Here is a 16,544-nt window from a genome sequence, read left to right as displayed (position 1 = left end):
TTAGACGTGCAGATTACGCTCTTCAATAAGCTTGATTTTGTTCACACGATTTACATGGCGCTCTTCTCCACTAAATTCCGTTATAAGCCATTCTTTAACGATCTCACAAGCTAATCCAGGTCCAATAACACGTTCCCCAAGCGCCAACACATTCGTATCATTATGTTCACGTGTTGCCTTCGCCGAGAATACATCATGGACAAGTGCACAACGAATGCCAGTTACTTTATTAGCTGCAATACTCATACCGATTCCAGTTCCACATACTAATATACCCCGATCAACTTCGCCCGCCACAACCATCTCACATACAGGAAGAGCGTAATCTGGATAGTCAACTGAGTCAGTGCAATTGCATCCAACGTCCACCACTTCATGTCCAAGTTGCTGAATGACATTAATGATGTCCTGCTTCAAACGAACGCCACCGTGATCTGTCCCTAATGCAATCTTCATCTCTTGAAAAACCTCCTATTATCCCTCTTTTGTCTTGTACCATTATAACCTACTTTTTAGTCAAAAGACGAAAAAAGAGCAGTCTACGGGGATTCCCGTAGAATTGCTCTTGTGCCCAGGCGACCGGCCGTATATCCCGATGCTCCATCGTGGTTTCATCCACAGAGTCGCCAGTTACATCGGAACCGATTGTTCTTCTGCTCTCATGATAAAACAAAAGAGGATGAAATGCAACGATGTTCTAGTTGCTCCGATCCGCAAGCTTAGTTACAATCCGCTCGACTGCTGTATGAATTTCTGCCGCTGCCACATCATAATCTGCTCGTGAACCCCCATATGGATCAGATACATCAAAGCTCGGTATCCGCTGTTGGATTTCAATTAGACGTTCTTGATCCCGATGTTCAATCAATTTCCCCAACGCCCTATTCATCGTTAACGTCGCATAAAGACTATCCAATTCATCCAGATCCCGAAGTACCTGCTCATCATCTTCCGCATATTCTTTCAACGTATAGATCTTACCCACAACTTCTGGGTATATCCGAAGAACATGCTGTTTATGCGATTGAGTAAGGGTCAGAATCAGATCACAATCAAGTATGACATCTATCCCCAACGCTTGCGAAGTTATTACATCATCTATATTATGGTCACGTAGTATCGCTTCTGCATGTCTAGATATTGGCATCCCTTCTGTCGCTGCCACACCCGCAGAACTCACCTCAAGTGAAAGACCACGCTCCTTAGCCAGCTTCCGAAGAAGAGCTTCCGCCATCGGGCTGCGGCATGTATTCCCTGTACAAACAAATAGAATTCGCAACTCGTTACCCCCTTCAAATCTGTCCTTACATATTAAATAACCTCTTATACCATTGTATCATGCTTTGAATGCATCAGAAGATAAACATAAGCCCAAATGCAAGCAATATCGCGCCGCCTAGAGCTTCTCCATGTTCCCCCAGTTTGTGACTCACTCTTCTACCGAGGAGAAGACCCAACATAGACATCAGACCTCCGACAACACCGAATATGAGAACCGTCAATAACAGATCACTCTTGAACATCCCTAGAGATACTCCTACCGAGAACGAATCGATGCTCACACTAATCGAGAACAGCAACATTCCGCCCCATGCGCGATAATTTATTATTTTCGCATGTCCTTTACGATAAGAATTAAATATCATATGTCCCCCAAGCAACAACAATAGCCCGCCCGCAGCATATCCCGTAACCCTTCCCAACAGCGAGCTAATATAATGTCCCGCAAATATCCCCAATAAGGGCATTAACACATGGAAAAGTCCTATTAACAAACTAATTCTAAGCACATGAAGCAACCGAATCCCCCTGATGCCAATTCCCACACCTAGCGATAAAGCATCCATTCCTAGAGCAATTGCCATCAAAAATATCGTAATTAACTGACCCCAGTGGGCAGTAGCTTCCAGCATACACACGCCTCCAAATCCGATTGTACTTTTGTACAACCATATGCGGACAAGGAGTAAAACATGATAAAAGTTAGATATCCACCTCGATAACTCTTCCTCCAGCGGCCTTAATAAGTCGGTTCATCACCGCTTCGCCAAGCCCTTCTTCCGAACAAGCCTCGGCTAGCATGTAAGCGACACCTAACTCATCAAAAAGCCGTAGCGCAACGTATAGCTTCTGAGCTGCCTCAGCTGGATTAGTTAGCGACCCAAGTGAAATAACATGGATTGCGGAGTCCAAATCATACATTGGAATATGTTCGTCAAAAGAAAGTAAACCTGTCATTACTCCATCATCTACAGCTCTATCCAATAAAGCTGTAATTCGAGATACGACGACCTCAGGCGAGATGCCTCGTACAATTGTTAGCTCCCCCTGTGGTGCATAGTGAGCGTACTTCACCCCCGGGGAACGCGGAGCCTCGGATTCAGTAGCATTCACATATGCCGTTCCCTTCAGAAGTTCTGGGGATACAGCAGACTGCGCTTCTACAAGAGCTCCTCCTCCGGTAATAACGGTGACCCCCTCCGCCAAGGCGAGCTGTTCGATCGTAATTCCACCAGGTCGTAGCACATGTATTTCCCCACTTACGAATGTACGCACAACGGTAGATTCCAGACCTACTCCAGCTGGACCACCATCAAGGATTCCGTCAATCCGACCATCTAAGTCTTCCTGTACATGCGAAGCGAGTGTAGGACTAGGTCGCCCCGAGCGGTTTGCACTGGGCGCAGCAATAGGACAATCTGCTGCCGCAATCAAAGCTAGTGCAATCGGATGATCAGGCATACGTATACCAACCGTATCCAGACCCGCAGTAACGCGAGGCGAAAGCACATCAGATCGCAGTGGAAGCACAATCGTAAGTGGACCGGGCCAGTACAGATCCATTAGGACGAGCGCGACAGGAGGAATTTCCGTAATCAGCTCAGCTAATTGCGAACGGTCGGCAATATGAACAATCAGCGGGTTATCCGAAGGGCGTCCTTTTGCATTGAACACCGCTTCTACCGCTTCCGTGCTACGGGCGTCTGCTCCTAGCCCATAAACCGTTTCGGTTGGGAAGGCGACGATTCCACCTTGTTGCAAGAGCGCTGCCGCTTCCTCTATCGCTTGTCCAGTTACTGTATCTTGGTCATCCGACCCTACTCCCTCTTCTAACAAAGAGCTTACATTCCAATAGACTGTATCCAATTTCTCACACCGCATTACGCTGTCCAGTCCGTCATCAAAGTTATGCATCATTTTTATATCCCAGGCTTTCTATATAAATTTCATCTTTTTGTTATAGTGAGCATCACAAGTAGAAACGGCTTCGCCGTCCTTTTTTCAATAAGCTTATGCTTCCGATGCTAGCGATACTTCATATCACTTTCAGGCACCCGTCTCATCGAAAATATAAGGATCTTAGTATCCTGTGAAACTTATAATTTCTTATATTTCGAAAAATCGCTTGTTATTGCAAGCAACTTCCAACATTATCTCACATTTCAATTGATACAGTAAACGTATCGTAACTTCGGCCTTTTTAACGGATCTCACAGACACTATTCCGCGAAAAGGCACCTGTATGAAGTTGTAACGGAAATGCAAGCCTCTATATGCGAATAAACGACCCCAACTTGGAGAAAAGGTCCAAATAAGGTCGCTCAGTTTCGTTAAAATTACAAAAGTGGCGTTTTTGCTAACATAAGGTCTGTGGCTTCCGTTAAATCTGTATAAGTCGCGTTTGGGGAGGGAAAGAGGAGGAATGGGGCGTGGCACACGACGGTAGCAGCTGTAGTGTGCACGTAGTGGTGGCCGATACGAGAAAGGGAGCCGTACAATATAACAAGCTGAATAGCAGGTGTGAGGTATTGATACATGCGAGCGCGGATACGCGGCGGTAGCCGACACAAGCTGCTAGTAGCGAAAAACCTGCGATTGTACATCCTTTCTTCGCATGATCTAGCCGTTGCGGGAGATGCCTGCGATAATACATCCTTTTCCCGCTGTAAAGACGATTCCAACCACTTATGGATGAAATACCTGCACAATTGTAGGCACTCTCGCTAGATTGTTCCTTTTGAAAGAAATACCTGCACTTTCGCGCGAATTTCTATTCATTTAGAATAACCCTTTGACCCAATCCACGATTCCACATAAAAAGTCCCATAGAAAGAAGCGCACTTCCGGATCTTGCTCGACAGTAGACGAAACTTGCTTTATGTTCGAACTATTAGAACCTTCTGGTCCAGTTACTTGTACCGAACCTTCTTCGGATTGAGCTACCGCATCACCACTTCCAGCATCAATGAAACATAATGGAGGGAATAGTACACACCACCAATTCTGACCTCTTCCTTCACCCAGGGTAACTCGCAAAGCTTCATATTCACCTGCCGGGTATACCATACCTCCGTACATTTTGGTTGGGAAAGGAACTACGCCTAACTCCACGTTATAAGAATAGTTAATTCCTCGATTGCGCAACTCTCTACCCACTAATATATTCAAGTCTACTATATGATTCTGAATGGTTTCTCTCGCCTGATCCAGATCTTGCGGATCTTCCAACTCTGCCACCCAACCGTTCATCTCTGCAACAATGGCATCTCTAATTTCTCTTTTGACAAGTTGGTCACCCACCGAATCTGAATTGGCCAGAATGCGCAACCGAATAGATTCCTGCGGAATCGAACCTCCTACAATTGAAGCATCTGTACGCTGTCCATCCCATGACATCACAAGCATAAATAATATACTAAAAATAATAGCTGTATTCTTCAACAATAAGCGCAGTTCATCTGCTTTCTTCTCATTCCACTGTATCGCATTCCATTTCACAGCAGCCGGCCCCTCTCTATCAGTTCATACTTGTTAGCATGTCCGGATCTGATAGAGTCTAAACCTATGAATCTACTAAACGGGAAGGAATGGGTTGCAGCATTTAGGGAAAGTCAAACCAGAATACGACCAGCTGTGAAAAAAATGATTGGCGAAGCAGTCAAAGTTGCACGCAATCATACAAGCGGGGACAACCCGATTGCCGATCTATTCGCTGATGTTATGGAGGAGTAGTGCACATAGAAATACCCCTCCAAGTTCACTCGTTCCTTCATAACTAAGTATGAGGGTGCTTTGAGTGTCCACTTAAAGGGGTTCGTAATATAAACGCTGAACCGAAGGCTATTGTCCATTCTAGTATTGGAGTAGCCTTACGTTCTCTGCTTCGTAACATTAGAGTAACTCAACGGTTGAACCACCATTTCTTCTTCCGTATCCTGCCCATGAACTCGCACACTCATCACGATGCCAATGCTAGCCATATTAATAAGCAGTGATGTTCCCCCGTAACTTATGAATGGTAGTGTAATCCCAGTTAAAGGCATGATTCCAAGAAAAGCACCAATATTCACGAAAATTTGATATAACATCATGGCCACGACGCCCACAATGAGATAGGGTCCTGCACGATCCCTACATTCTAATGCGATCAGAATTATTCGATGAATCATTACAAAATATAATAGTAGCAACACCGATGCTCCAACGAAGCCAAATTCCTCGGCAATTTGCACAAAGATAGAATCAGAATACGTATAAGGTACACGTTCGGTTTGAACCGATGTCCCTTTCGCATACCCTTCTCCACTCATTCCTCCAGAAGCAATAGCAAGCTTGGCATTGTCTGTATGGTAACTAGCTTTAGCCGTTGCCTTCTCAGGAACAAGCCAAGGATCAAGTCTTTCCACCCAGTGAGCCTTATCAATGGACTCCAGTGATACTTTGATCTCGTCATGGTAATGAATGTATCCTTGAATGCCACCAATGAGAGCTCCAATCATGATGACTACACCAATCAAGGCATGAGAAAACTTGATGTTCCCAATCCACAGCAGACCAATGAGAATAACAATATAACTGAATGAATTCCCCAGATCGTTCTGTGCAATAACGATAATAAATGGAATGAAGGCTATCACACTAATTGGTACAACATTTCTCCAAAAGGATAACTTATTCTTATTAACACGAACAAGGACGTAGGTTAAAAAAATGATTAAACATAATTTGAAAAGCTCTGCCGGTTGCAATGAAAGATTATCTCCAATTTTGATCCATCCCGTTGCTCCGTTCGTCGTTTCACCTATATAACTCGCTACTCCAAGTAAAACCAAACCAAGTAAAAAAATGACCCAGGCATATTTAATCAAAATTCTGTAATCAAAAAATACCAATATGATGAAGGCAACAAAAGAAATACCATAGAATATCAACATCTTCATGTGATGTCCATCTAAGCCGGTGCTAGTTCTTCCATTAGTCACGCTAAATAAAGACAAGATACTAATCACCATGAGGGCAATCAGGACAGCCACTATAATATAATCTATCTTTTTTAACTTCTGAAGCATGTGTCGCCCTCCTGTACTAAGGCTTCCCGCCCATTGTGCCCCAAAGTGCACTTCTTTCTATTGTATAGGATGTTCAGTACCTAATTCAATTGATTACTTGAACCAAATTCATGAATCATGAAAGAGGCGCACTACGGCGTCCTAAGTGAACAAGTTGTTTTGGTAGGCGGAATGCGAATGTAACAATACCCGTTAGTTGCATAAAGCGCACTTAAATTCGGCCAATCTCGCCTATCGCTACATTTAGTTGCACAGGGTACATCTAGATTACTCGAAAACCCTACTTTTCATGGATTCCCCTACTTTAAGTAGCACTTTTGCAACTATTCTACGTATCCTCTACTTTTCCATCAAAATAAGTGCAGTTTCTGCAGCTATTCCATCTTCAACTCTATATTAACTCCGAGTACATGCCGTTCAATTCCGGCAAGGTCAGGAACGATGATGATCTCATTCCAATGTCCCGCTTGACGCAGCAACTCGGCAACTTCTTCAGCTTGTCCCATACCCAATTCAAAGCCTATAAGCCGAGGCGGGGCGGCTAGCATCGCGATCTGCTCCATCATGATGCGGTAGGGCAGCAACCCATCCGCACCTCCATCCAGTGCGAGGCGCGGTTCGAAGTCGCGCACCTCACGCTGCAGACCGGCGATATCTTCAGCCGGTATATAGGGCGGGTTGGACACCAATATGTCCAACTTCATCCCGGCAAACGGCGCCAGCAGGTTGCCTTCCCGGAAGGCAACGGCTGCTGCATGCCGTGCCGCATTGCCCGCGGCTACGCGTAGCGCCGCGGGCGAGATGTCGCTGGCGTATACGCGCCAGCGAGGGGCATGCGCCGCGAGCGTCACGGCAATGGCACCGCTGCCGGTGCCGATGTCCGCGGCTACGAGCGGCGCGAGCTCGGCGGACGCTGCTGGCAGCATCGCTGCCGTGAGCGAGGCGCCAGCAGCGGCGAGCGCGCCCAGCGCAGCGGGCGGCACGGCTGCCGTGGCAGCATCGCTGCCTGGCTGTGGCGCCGCTAGCGTAGCGCGGCCAGGCCACAGCCGCTCGGCCTGCTGCAGGACGGCCTCGACTAGCAGCTCGGTCTCCGGTCGAGGGATCAGCACAGCCGGCGTCACTTCAAAGAGCAGGCCGTAGAATTCCTGCTCGCCCATGATGTATTGCGCGGGTTCACCTGCCGCTTTACGGGTGACCGCGTCTTCCCATGCAGTTATAGCAGCTGCAGGGAAGGGCTCTGGCAACGCCATGTAATAGGCGGTGCTAGACAAGCCCAGCACATGCTCCAGCAGAAGCTGGGCATTCCTTTGCGGCTCCATCACGCCGCAATTTATGAAAAAAGAGGAAGCCTCCGCGAAGGCTTCCCGTATACTGAGCTTTGGTGTCATGACAAATACGTCGTTGTTCAAAGCATTATTCCCCTTTATCCATCATTTCTGCCTGTTCAGCAATACTTAGAGCAGCAATAATATCTTCGATATCCCCATTCATGATCTGATCCAACTTATGAACGGTCAGTCCAATTCGGTGATCAGTTACCCGGCTCTGTGGGAAGTTATACGTACGAATCCGCTCACTTCGATCCCCCGTACCCACTTTCCCCTTACGTTCACCAGCATACTTCGCTTCTTCTTCCTGACGCTTCGTATCTGATATACGGGTACGTAGTACTTTAAGAGCCGACTCTTTATTCTTGTTCTGCGATTTACCATCTTGGCAAGTTGCCACAATGCCCGTAGGGATGTGTGTCACACGTACAGCAGATTTGGTCGTATTAACGGATTGTCCACCCGCACCACTAGAACAGAATGTATCTACACGAATATCTTTATCAAGAATTTCAATCTCAAAAGATTCCGCTTCTGGCAGTACTGCCACAGTCGATGTCGATGTATGAATCCGTCCACCCGACTCTGTCGTTGGGATGCGTTGCACACGATGTGCGCCACTTTCATATTTCATTTTGCTATATGCCCCACGACCGTTAATGGAGAAGATCACTTCTTTAAATCCGCCAAGATCATTGCTATTAACATCCATAATCTCTACTTGCCATCCCTGTGCATCCGCGTAACGAGTGTACATACGATAAAGATCAGCAGCAAACAAAGCCGCCTCATCTCCACCCGCAGCACCTCTAATTTCCACAATGACGTTCTTATCATCATTCGGATCTTTCGGTAATAGCAAGATACGAATATGACTATCTAACTCGACGTGCCGAGATGCTAATTCATCAATTTCCATCTTGACCATCTCACGCATGTCATCATCTAACTTCTCTGATTGCATCGCCTTCGCAGCATCTAGTTCTTCCGTCACGGTTCTATATTCAGTGAAAGCCTCAAACGCAGGCTGCAAATCCGATTGTTCTTTAGAATATTCCCGCAACTTTGCAGTATCACTTGCAACGTTAGGATCACAGAGCAGTTCGCTCAGCTTTTCATAGCGGTCCGCCAAGGATTGTAATTTGTCCAACATTGGGGGTCACCTCTCCTATTTAAAATACACCGATTATTATTTCGACTCTTTATTTTATCATAATTTTTAAAAAATAACTATATTTAATCACCCACTTACAAGATACCCTAATTAAGACATAATATATAAATTTCGTCCTTTAGTAAATGAGTATATATCGCTAGGATATGTCGTTAGGAAAATGGTTTAGTTGCAAAATGAATCATTACATCGGCCTTCTCCTTTCCACTTTTCATTATCTACACATCCAATATAAACAACAAATAAGCTTACCTAGCCCAAAGCCGGTAAGCTTATTCCTATCTATTCAGATCATTCACTACACGTTCTATACGTTGAAACGGAAATGCATAACGTCTCCATCTTTTACGATGTATTCCTTACCTTCAAGTCGAAGCTGGCCGCGCTCTTTAGCACCATTCATAGATCCTGCGGCAACAAGATCATCATACGATACTACCTCTGCACGAATAAATCCGCGTTCGAAATCGGTATGAATAACACCCGCTGCTTGTGGCGCTTTCGTCCCATTGATGATCGTCCATGCACGAACCTCTTGAACTCCTGCTGTGAAATACGTATACAAGCCTAGCAAGCGGTAAGCTGCTTTGATCAGAAGATTAAGACCAGACTCCGAAAGTCCTAGCTCTTCTAGGAACATCTCCTTATCTTCGCCATCCAGTTCGGCAATTTCCGATTCTACTTTAGCACTGATTGGCACAACTGCTGCGTTCTCTGCTGCTGCGAAATCCTTCACTTGCTGCACATACGGATTGTTGTCCGCATCCGCAACGCCATCTTCACTCACATTCGCTGCATACAGGACAGGCTTAAGTGTCAGCAAATGAAGATCGCGAATAATCGCTAGATCATCTTCACTAAGCTCAATACTACGCGCAGGCATATCGTTATAAAGTGCTTCTTTTACACGTTCAAGCACTTCAACTTCTAGCGCAACTTTCTTGTCACCGTTCTTAATGTTTTTACGAGAACGATCAATCTTCTTCTCAATACTTTCAAGATCGGCAAGAATAAGTTCCAGGTTAATCGTCTGGATATCGCTGACTGGATTTATTTTTCCATCCACATGCGTCACGTTCTCATCTTCAAAACATCTCACCACATGTACAATCGCATCCACTTCACGAATATGAGCTAGAAATTTATTACCCAACCCTTCGCCTTTGCTCGCACCACGCACTAATCCAGCAATATCAACAAATTCGAATGCCGTAGGCACCGTCTTGTTCGGCACAACTAACTCAGTCAACTTATCCAAACGCTCATCAGGTACTTCAACAACCCCAACGTTCGGATCGATCGTACAGAAAGGATAATTGGCAGCTTCTGCCCCTGCTTGTGTGATCGCATTAAACAACGTGGACTTTCCTACGTTCGGTAAACCGACGATTCCGGCTCTTAAAACCATTTATATGACAACTCCCATTTTAGGTGATAGATCTTACTATATTATACGGTTCAATCCTATCTATTATATATTAGAACACTTAACCCGGCAAGGATTACAGCATAGCCATCTATACGTGCGAGTAAATTTCTATATTCACAGCTACAATCTGCTCACACTTAGGTTCTTTTACCGTTAAATCGATTAAATATAAAAAAGACTGGTTCGTAGTTTCAGGTAAAAACGCTACCCGCTCACAGCGATATTCCAATTCATTATCGTCATAGTGTAACTTTGCAGAGATCCCATTCCCCGCTTGTAGCACAATTTCTCCATCCTTCTGAAGTACTGGCTCAATAAAAGTAACGAATCTTTCTGTAATCGAGACAGGCGTTCTAGCGAAGCTATATTCATCCTCTATACGAAGCGTATCGGTATGAAATCGACACCTTCGGGTCAATGATATGAGATTGTCCGTTTTGTACGCATTCGTTAAATCTAGAACTAAGACATCTCCTTCTTCAGAAGGAGCAATCTGAACCCATTGTGCCGCATATTGTTCTCCCTCCTGTTGACGGAGCCCTTCAATAATCGGGACGGAGTGCCCATGCGAACCATTATAGATCATGGAATAACGTTGATCACCGAAGTATTCCTTCGTGTACGTGCCGAGACCTGGATCAACAAAGATCGGTTGTTCTCCAGCATGGAGAATAAAGCTACCGATATCATTATGATTATGCGGTTCAGCATTATGGCCACCTTTTAAAGAGAAAGCGACGTTCGTACCGTTCCATTCACTACGACGAATGAAGATCTGCGCTTCTTCTAATACATAACAAGCTTCGGGTAGCTTATCTGTAACATAATCTTCTCTGCTCCACAGTAAATTACGAATACCATGAGAGAATCGGAAACAATGATCACCCCAAGGACCTGAATGAAACTCAAAGGGAGGTACATCGATTTCCTCAAAAAGAGATTTAAGATAATGAGTCAGACCGATCTGATACTGATATGTAAGAGGTGTGTCCGAATAACTGATTACGTAATTATTACTTAAATAACATTTCTGCTGAAACATCGCGATTGATTTGATCTTGTCATTATTGTGCATTAAGTCGATCTCTCCAGCAGTTCTCTGCTTCAACAGAACTGCGAAATAAACATAATATCCGAAACCATAGGCCCAGTATCCCACGCCTTCGCGACATGCCCCATCCGCTGCAAAGCCGTCTAAGAAACAATCCATAGTGTCCAACACTCGATGAAGCAGTGGCGCTAGCGTATCATCCTCTTGAATCAGGTACATCGCTGTCGCTCCAATAGACCCACCACATACCGCCGCCCAATTCATATCCGTCGTCTCCCACCAGCTTGATGGTTTGAGAGAAGCATAGGATTCTAATACTCGCTCCTTGATCTCCTTCACCACACGATGAACAACGATTTCTGATAAACGTTTCCCTAGTAAATGAATCACTTCGCTCAAAGAAAACGCTGTTTCAGTTGCAAATAAATCTAGCACCTCTCGATGTCCGCGTGCCTCATCATGTTTCAGCGATAGACTTCCGCCTAAGTGAGCAGGTAAACACCATGTATATTCATCACAAATAGCCCAAAGAACATCCTCTAAGGCGGCTATATACTTGTCATCCTCATCCAATAAGGATAGGAACACGAAGGCATCTAGCCTACGTCTTCGCTCGAAGTAAGCATTCTGGAATAATTCTCGGTCACCAGTTGTATCGAACATTTTGTACAATGAAAATGGAATGACAGGCATGGGCTCTTCTAGAAGACTCTCGCCAAGCTCACGAATTTCACAAATCATCTCAGAATAAAAGGAATCTGTGGAGATTCTACCCCAGGTTGCCTTGTTCCGCCCCTCTGAGAATAGAAGCTCTCTCCCATTCCCTCCAGCTATTTCCGTACCATATTGTAGCGCTTTCAACAATGACTTCATGATTTGCGTAAAGGACACTCGCGACTGTAGTCGTGAGGGGAATTCACGTTGCGTGTTCCCTTCTACGGATGAGTCTCGAATTCTTTACTTCCCTCCCTTCAAAGGATGTATTCACGAGTTAGCTACCCGGCCGCTCTATTTCTAATACCACAATAAGTAGTCCTATCTTCCCTAGTGTATCAAATCCCTTCACTTCCGCCACATATGTGGATACAAATATTTATTTCCTTATATAAAGATAAACGGCTTCACCGTCCTTCTCTTATGCGAAGAAGGGCCGTTTGTCCAAAAATATAGGGGATAAAAGTAACGAAAACTTATTCTTTCCTATATTTCAAGTAGAACTGGCTATGCCGTCCTTATTCAAAGAGATTATGCTTCCGATGCTAGCGATACTTCGTATTACTTTAAGGCATCCGTTTCAGCGGAAATATAAGAATTAGAGTATCAAGAATAAATTTCATCATTACGCAATCCAATTTAGCTGCTTTGGCGATTATGAAATTGATTCAAGTGAAACTTGTGCTTTCTTATATTTTAATAACAAATGCCCTCCCCCGCTTAGATTTCGAAATCCTGCGGTGGAGGGCGTCTGTTATTTCATTGTCCGCTTTCCTTATTTCTCTTGGGTATCCGATGCTTCTCAGGTTTCAGGTTGGCTCTCGGAATGATTCTCAAGGGCGAATTCAGTCATCTTCCATTCCGTTCTTCCTAGCACAAGATCGGAAGGGAACTCTTCCCCTCTACGCAAGTACATCTCTCGTCCTTCTTCATTCTCGTATACCCCTTCCACTTCGACCGTTTCCTACGACATTGGAAGCATATCTTCATCTTTATTGCTCATAACCTGGATGTCTCCCGGAGTGTGAATTAGTGAATATTACGCTTCTTTAATATATTCCAAATTAACTCACGTTATCCAAACCAAAGGAATTCCCCCTAGGTCTTCACAGAGATATTGCAATAGTTGCAAAAAGCACATCTAAATCCGACCAATTACCTCTAACGCTAATTTTAGTTGCACAGAGTACATCTAGATTACTCAAAACCTGGCTTTTCATCGTTATCGCCAATTTTAACTGTAGGTAGTGCAACTATTCCTCGCTAACACATCTTTTCCACTAATTTAAGTGCAGTTTACACATCTATTCCACTATGCGGGGATCACGGAGTACCTAGCTCAGGGAAGTCCCTGGATTCGACAGTTGCTCGACTACGACACTCATTGGTGCTTTCCGCATCTATCACAGCACCTTCCTGCACCTTCACATCACCTTCACAGCACCTTCCTGCACCTTCCTAGCATTTTACTAGCATCTTCACAGCACCTTCACAGCACCTTCCTGCACCTTCCTAGCATCTTACTACTAATTCACCCGCACTAAGCGCTGGGTTGAACGGAGTGCTGAAATATCCGCGACGCCAATGCCGAACATCGCTGTCCGTAGCTCCAACTCCACCCTCGCGAGGGTCGCGTCCAACGCTTCCTCGGACTCCACAGCGGCCGCCAACAAGCTGCGACCGAACCCCGCGAGATCGGCGCCAAGCGCTATTGCTTTAGCGGCATCCACACCGCTATTCAATCCGCCGCTGCCAATCAATCCTCCGTGCGGGGACACCTCTCGCACCTCCGTGATGCATTCCGCGGTGGGTATTCCCCACCCCGCAAAGGCATCCGCTGCCGCGCGCCGAACCTCGTCGCGGTTGCGGAACTTCTCGACTTGGCTCCACGAGGTGCCACCAGCACCTGCCACGTCTATGAATGCAACACCCGCATTATACAATCTCGACGCAGTCTCACCATCGATGCCCCAACCTACTTCTTTCACACCTACAGGGACAGTAAGTTCGCGACATACCTTCTCGATTTGTGATAATAATCCGCTGAAGTTCAGATTGCCTTCAGGCTGAAAAACCTCTTGCAGTCCGTTTAGATGCAATACCAGCATGTCCGCACCCGCAATCTCTACAGCACGCAAACAATGATCAGATCCAAATCCATAATTCAACTGTACCGCTCCCAGATTAGCAATGATAGGAATATTCGGTGCCTTATCTCTAACACGAAAGGTGTATGCTAAATCTTCTTGCTCCACCGCAGCACGAATCGATCCGACTCCAAGCGCCCAACCACGTCGCTCAGCAACCTCAGCCAGGCGTGCGTTAATAGCTCCCGTCGTCTCGCTTCCTCCAGTCATAGAGCTGATCAATAGCGGTGTGCGTAGCGAAGCTCCTAAGAAGGTTGACTTGATATTTATATCATCATAATTAATCTCTGGTAGCGCACAATGCTTGAAACGATATCGTTCGAAGCCTGCTGTTATACCGCTTGCATTTACTTCTTCTTCTAAGCATAAGCGTACATGTTCTATTTTGCGTTCACCCGTTGGTACTTCAGGCATTAAAGAGTTTATTGATTTATTTATCATCATGATTTCTCCTCCTTCATCCGCTATAAAGGTTGTCCAAAAAGGTCAACTTTTGTGAACTTCCTAGAGCAATGGTGACATTAAACGAGCAGCAGATTCTAGAATCCGCTCCCATACTTTCTTGCCTTTCAATTGTTCTGAGCTCATTAAATTAGCTGTTAATAGATCACGCTCAAAGTCGGCAACCATCTTCTGAACACTAGATGTCTTTACGAGAAGAGCATTCACTTCAAAATTTAAATTCAGGCTACGCATGTCCATGTTCGCCGTTCCTATAGTCGCTACTTCACCGTCGACGATCAACAGTTTAGAATGGAGGAACCCTTTCTCATACTCGTAGATCTTCACCCCAACTTCCATCAACGTTGGGAAATAGGAATGTGAAGCGAAGAACGGAACCCATTTGTCAGGTTTAGCAGGAAATAAAATTCTAACATCCACGCCACCTAGAGCAGCTACTCTCAGTGCCGTTAATATATCGTCATCCGGTATAAAATACGGAGTCGCTAACCATACACTCTTCTCCGCTGAAGTGATCATGGAGAAGAAGAGATTTCGAAGTACACGTCTCTCATTATCTGGACCACTCGCAATCATCTGAACAACACCATCATTCCCGCTAGTCAGTGTTGGTGACAAATACTCTTGCTCAAGGAATCGTTCTCCTGTCATATAAAGCCAGTCCCGCAAGAAAATAATTTGAAGTGTTCTAACCGCTTCTCCCTTAACAAGCATATGTGTATCTCGCCAGAATCCGTAAGTCTTACTTCTGCTTAGATACTCATCCCCCACGTTCAGCCCACCGATCAAGCCCACGCCCCCATCTATCACAACAATCTTGCGGTGATTTCGGAAATTCACGCGGCTAGAGAAGAAATTCGTCTTGACACTACCGAAAGCAACCAGCTTCACACCAGCCTCTTCCATCTCCTTCAAGAAGGTTTTGGGAATCTGAATGCTACCCACTGCATCATACATAAATCGTACCGCAACACCCAGCTTCGCTTTATTGATCAGGATTTGTTGAATTTGCGTTCCGATATCATCTGCTCGAAATATATAATATTCCATATGTATATGATGTTTGGCATTCTCAAGCTCGGTAAGCAAAGTTGAGAAGGTCTGTTGCCCATTCGTAAGAATCGTTGTTTCTGTAGAGAAAGAGATTGGAGTGCGTGCCAACCGTTGGGATAATTTCAGAAATTGTTGCTGACGCGTTGTAAATTTCGAAAGATCTTGATGAATTCGAAGTTCCTCATTCTCGATTCTTTCGTATGCTTCCATATCACGTAGCGCCTTTTTGTCGTACTTCCGACGGTTGAAGAAGTTCTGTCCGAACAAGAAATAGAATATTAAGCCCACAATAGGCACTAATGCAAGTAACAATATCCAGGACATCGTTGTCGAAGGATTCCGATTCTCCATAGAGATCATGAAACATAGAGAAATAACCGTTAGGGTTGAGAACACACTAACAATCGTTCCCGCAGTCCTCCCTACAACACCAAATCCAAAATAATAAAATGCGAATACAATTGCTGAAATTAATACAACTTGCAACCCGCGTCTCATATATTTCCTCACCTTTTCCATTCCCATTTGGATTAAACATATAACAATATCTATAACATATACCCTTAACTATTGTACATGATGCTTCCCATATTTGCCTATCTAGATGAATAGTAGATGAGAATGCTCGGCAGTGGACTTAGTGTTAGCGTATTCGGAGATCGCTTAGAGGATATTAAGCCAGTGTCCGATGAGATCCTGAGACTTGTACAAAAAGATACGACACATTTTGAATAGGCAAAGTCTAGTCTATCCACTTGCTATGATCAATACACGATTGTAGCTGATCAGCAGAAGTTAAGTTCACTAGGTCTTACGGCTGGGCAGATCACTCTGAA

At 45.0% G+C, this 16,544-nt stretch carries 14 protein-coding genes and 1 riboswitch; of the genes, 1 reads left to right on the top strand and 13 read right to left on the bottom strand.

Annotated features, from left to right (window positions below):
* The 5 genes from rpiB to spoIIR form a co-directional block, all read right to left on the bottom strand.
* The gene (gene rpiB, locus AC1TO9_RS10005) at nt 1–456 is read right to left on the bottom strand and encodes a ribose 5-phosphate isomerase B (protein WP_482059052.1); all 456 of its coding nucleotides are present in this window, start codon (nt 454–456) and stop codon (nt 1–3) included.
* 106 nt (nt 457–562) lie between these two features.
* Nucleotides 563–644: riboswitch (ZMP/ZTP riboswitch) on the bottom strand.
* Between the two features lie 53 nt (nt 645–697).
* The gene (locus tag AC1TO9_RS10000) at nt 698–1,279 is read right to left on the bottom strand and encodes a low molecular weight protein arginine phosphatase (RefSeq protein WP_482056532.1); all 582 of its coding nucleotides are present in this window, start codon (nt 1,277–1,279) and stop codon (nt 698–700) included.
* Nucleotides 1,280–1,352: 73 nt separating this feature from the next.
* Entirely contained in the window at nt 1,353–1,913 is a 561-nt protein-coding gene (locus tag AC1TO9_RS09995) for a manganese efflux pump MntP (protein ID WP_482056531.1), read from the bottom strand.
* Between the two features lie 70 nt (nt 1,914–1,983).
* Nucleotides 1,984–3,195, bottom strand: a complete 1,212-nt coding sequence (locus tag AC1TO9_RS09990; protein WP_482059151.1) for an L-threonylcarbamoyladenylate synthase — start codon at nt 3,193–3,195, stop codon at nt 1,984–1,986.
* An 864-nt stretch (nt 3,196–4,059) separates the two neighbouring features.
* Nucleotides 4,060–4,734, bottom strand: coding sequence for a stage II sporulation protein R (gene spoIIR / locus AC1TO9_RS09985; protein ID WP_482059150.1), 675 nt, complete (start codon nt 4,732–4,734; stop codon nt 4,060–4,062).
* A gap of 111 nt (nt 4,735–4,845) precedes the next feature.
* On the opposite strand from spoIIR, the gene AC1TO9_RS09980 reads away from it, so the two are divergent.
* Nucleotides 4,846–5,013, top strand: a complete 168-nt coding sequence (locus tag AC1TO9_RS09980; RefSeq protein ID WP_482056529.1) for a hypothetical protein — start codon at nt 4,846–4,848, stop codon at nt 5,011–5,013.
* A 137-nt stretch (nt 5,014–5,150) separates the two neighbouring features.
* Here the strand turns inward: AC1TO9_RS09980 and AC1TO9_RS09975 are convergent, their stop codons facing one another.
* From AC1TO9_RS09975 to cls, 8 genes are all read right to left on the bottom strand, one after another.
* The gene (locus tag AC1TO9_RS09975; protein WP_482059051.1) at nt 5,151–6,350 is read right to left on the bottom strand and encodes an FtsW/RodA/SpoVE family cell cycle protein; all 1,200 of its coding nucleotides are present in this window, start codon (nt 6,348–6,350) and stop codon (nt 5,151–5,153) included.
* 374 nt (nt 6,351–6,724) lie between these two features.
* On the bottom strand, nt 6,725–7,759 hold the full coding sequence (locus AC1TO9_RS09970) for a HemK/PrmC family methyltransferase (RefSeq protein WP_482059050.1): 1,035 nt from the start codon (nt 7,757–7,759) through the stop codon (nt 6,725–6,727).
* Between the two features lie 4 nt (nt 7,760–7,763).
* Nucleotides 7,764–8,831 carry a peptide chain release factor 1 gene (gene prfA, locus AC1TO9_RS09965; protein ID WP_482056526.1) on the bottom strand — a complete coding sequence of 356 codons (1,068 nt, stop codon included), beginning with the start codon at nt 8,829–8,831 and terminating at the stop codon, nt 7,764–7,766.
* Nucleotides 8,832–9,159: 328 nt separating this feature from the next.
* Nucleotides 9,160–10,260: a redox-regulated ATPase YchF gene (gene ychF / locus AC1TO9_RS09960; protein WP_482056525.1), complete on the bottom strand. Its 1,101-nt coding sequence runs from the start codon at nt 10,258–10,260 to the stop codon at nt 9,160–9,162.
* A gap of 109 nt (nt 10,261–10,369) precedes the next feature.
* Nucleotides 10,370–12,205: a heparinase II/III domain-containing protein gene (locus tag AC1TO9_RS09955; RefSeq protein WP_482059049.1), complete on the bottom strand. Its 1,836-nt coding sequence runs from the start codon at nt 12,203–12,205 to the stop codon at nt 10,370–10,372.
* Nucleotides 12,206–12,848: 643 nt separating this feature from the next.
* Nucleotides 12,849–12,998: a hypothetical protein gene (locus AC1TO9_RS09950; protein WP_482059048.1), complete on the bottom strand. Its 150-nt coding sequence runs from the start codon at nt 12,996–12,998 to the stop codon at nt 12,849–12,851.
* A 574-nt stretch (nt 12,999–13,572) separates the two neighbouring features.
* Nucleotides 13,573–14,637 carry a type 2 isopentenyl-diphosphate Delta-isomerase gene (fni, locus tag AC1TO9_RS09945; RefSeq protein WP_482059047.1) on the bottom strand — a complete coding sequence of 355 codons (1,065 nt, stop codon included), beginning with the start codon at nt 14,635–14,637 and terminating at the stop codon, nt 13,573–13,575.
* Nucleotides 14,638–14,697: 60 nt separating this feature from the next.
* On the bottom strand, nt 14,698–16,206 hold the full coding sequence (cls, locus tag AC1TO9_RS09940; RefSeq protein ID WP_482059046.1) for a cardiolipin synthase: 1,509 nt from the start codon (nt 16,204–16,206) through the stop codon (nt 14,698–14,700).
* Nucleotides 16,207–16,544: the final 338 nt, after the last annotated feature.

Source organism: Paenibacillus sp. Y916, assembly GCF_056786435.1.
Note: the sequence above shows the minus strand (reverse complement) of the source record. Positions and strands in the feature narration are given on the sequence as shown.

Excerpts from the sequence above, each read along its gene's own strand:
- rpiB (WP_482059052.1), bottom strand. The coding sequence starts at position 456 with ATGAAGATTGCATTAGGGACAGATCACGGTGGCGTTCGTTTGAAGCAG.
- AC1TO9_RS09995 (WP_482056531.1), bottom strand. The coding sequence starts at position 1,913 with ATGCTGGAAGCTACTGCCCACTGGGGTCAGTTAATTACGATATTTTTG.
- AC1TO9_RS09990 (WP_482059151.1), bottom strand. The coding sequence starts at position 3,195 with ATGCATAACTTTGATGACGGACTGGACAGCGTAATGCGGTGTGAGAAA.
- AC1TO9_RS09980 (WP_482056529.1), top strand. The coding sequence starts at position 4,846 with ATGAATCTACTAAACGGGAAGGAATGGGTTGCAGCATTTAGGGAAAGT.
- AC1TO9_RS09975 (WP_482059051.1), bottom strand. The coding sequence starts at position 6,350 with ATGCTTCAGAAGTTAAAAAAGATAGATTATATTATAGTGGCTGTCCTG.
- prfA (WP_482056526.1), bottom strand. The coding sequence starts at position 8,831 with ATGTTGGACAAATTACAATCCTTGGCGGACCGCTATGAAAAGCTGAGC.
- ychF (WP_482056525.1), bottom strand. The coding sequence starts at position 10,260 with ATGGTTTTAAGAGCCGGAATCGTCGGTTTACCGAACGTAGGAAAGTCC.
- AC1TO9_RS09955 (WP_482059049.1), bottom strand. The coding sequence starts at position 12,205 with ATGAAGTCATTGTTGAAAGCGCTACAATATGGTACGGAAATAGCTGGA.
- fni (WP_482059047.1), bottom strand. The coding sequence starts at position 14,637 with ATGATGATAAATAAATCAATAAACTCTTTAATGCCTGAAGTACCAACG.
- cls (WP_482059046.1), bottom strand. The coding sequence starts at position 16,206 with ATGAGACGCGGGTTGCAAGTTGTATTAATTTCAGCAATTGTATTCGCA.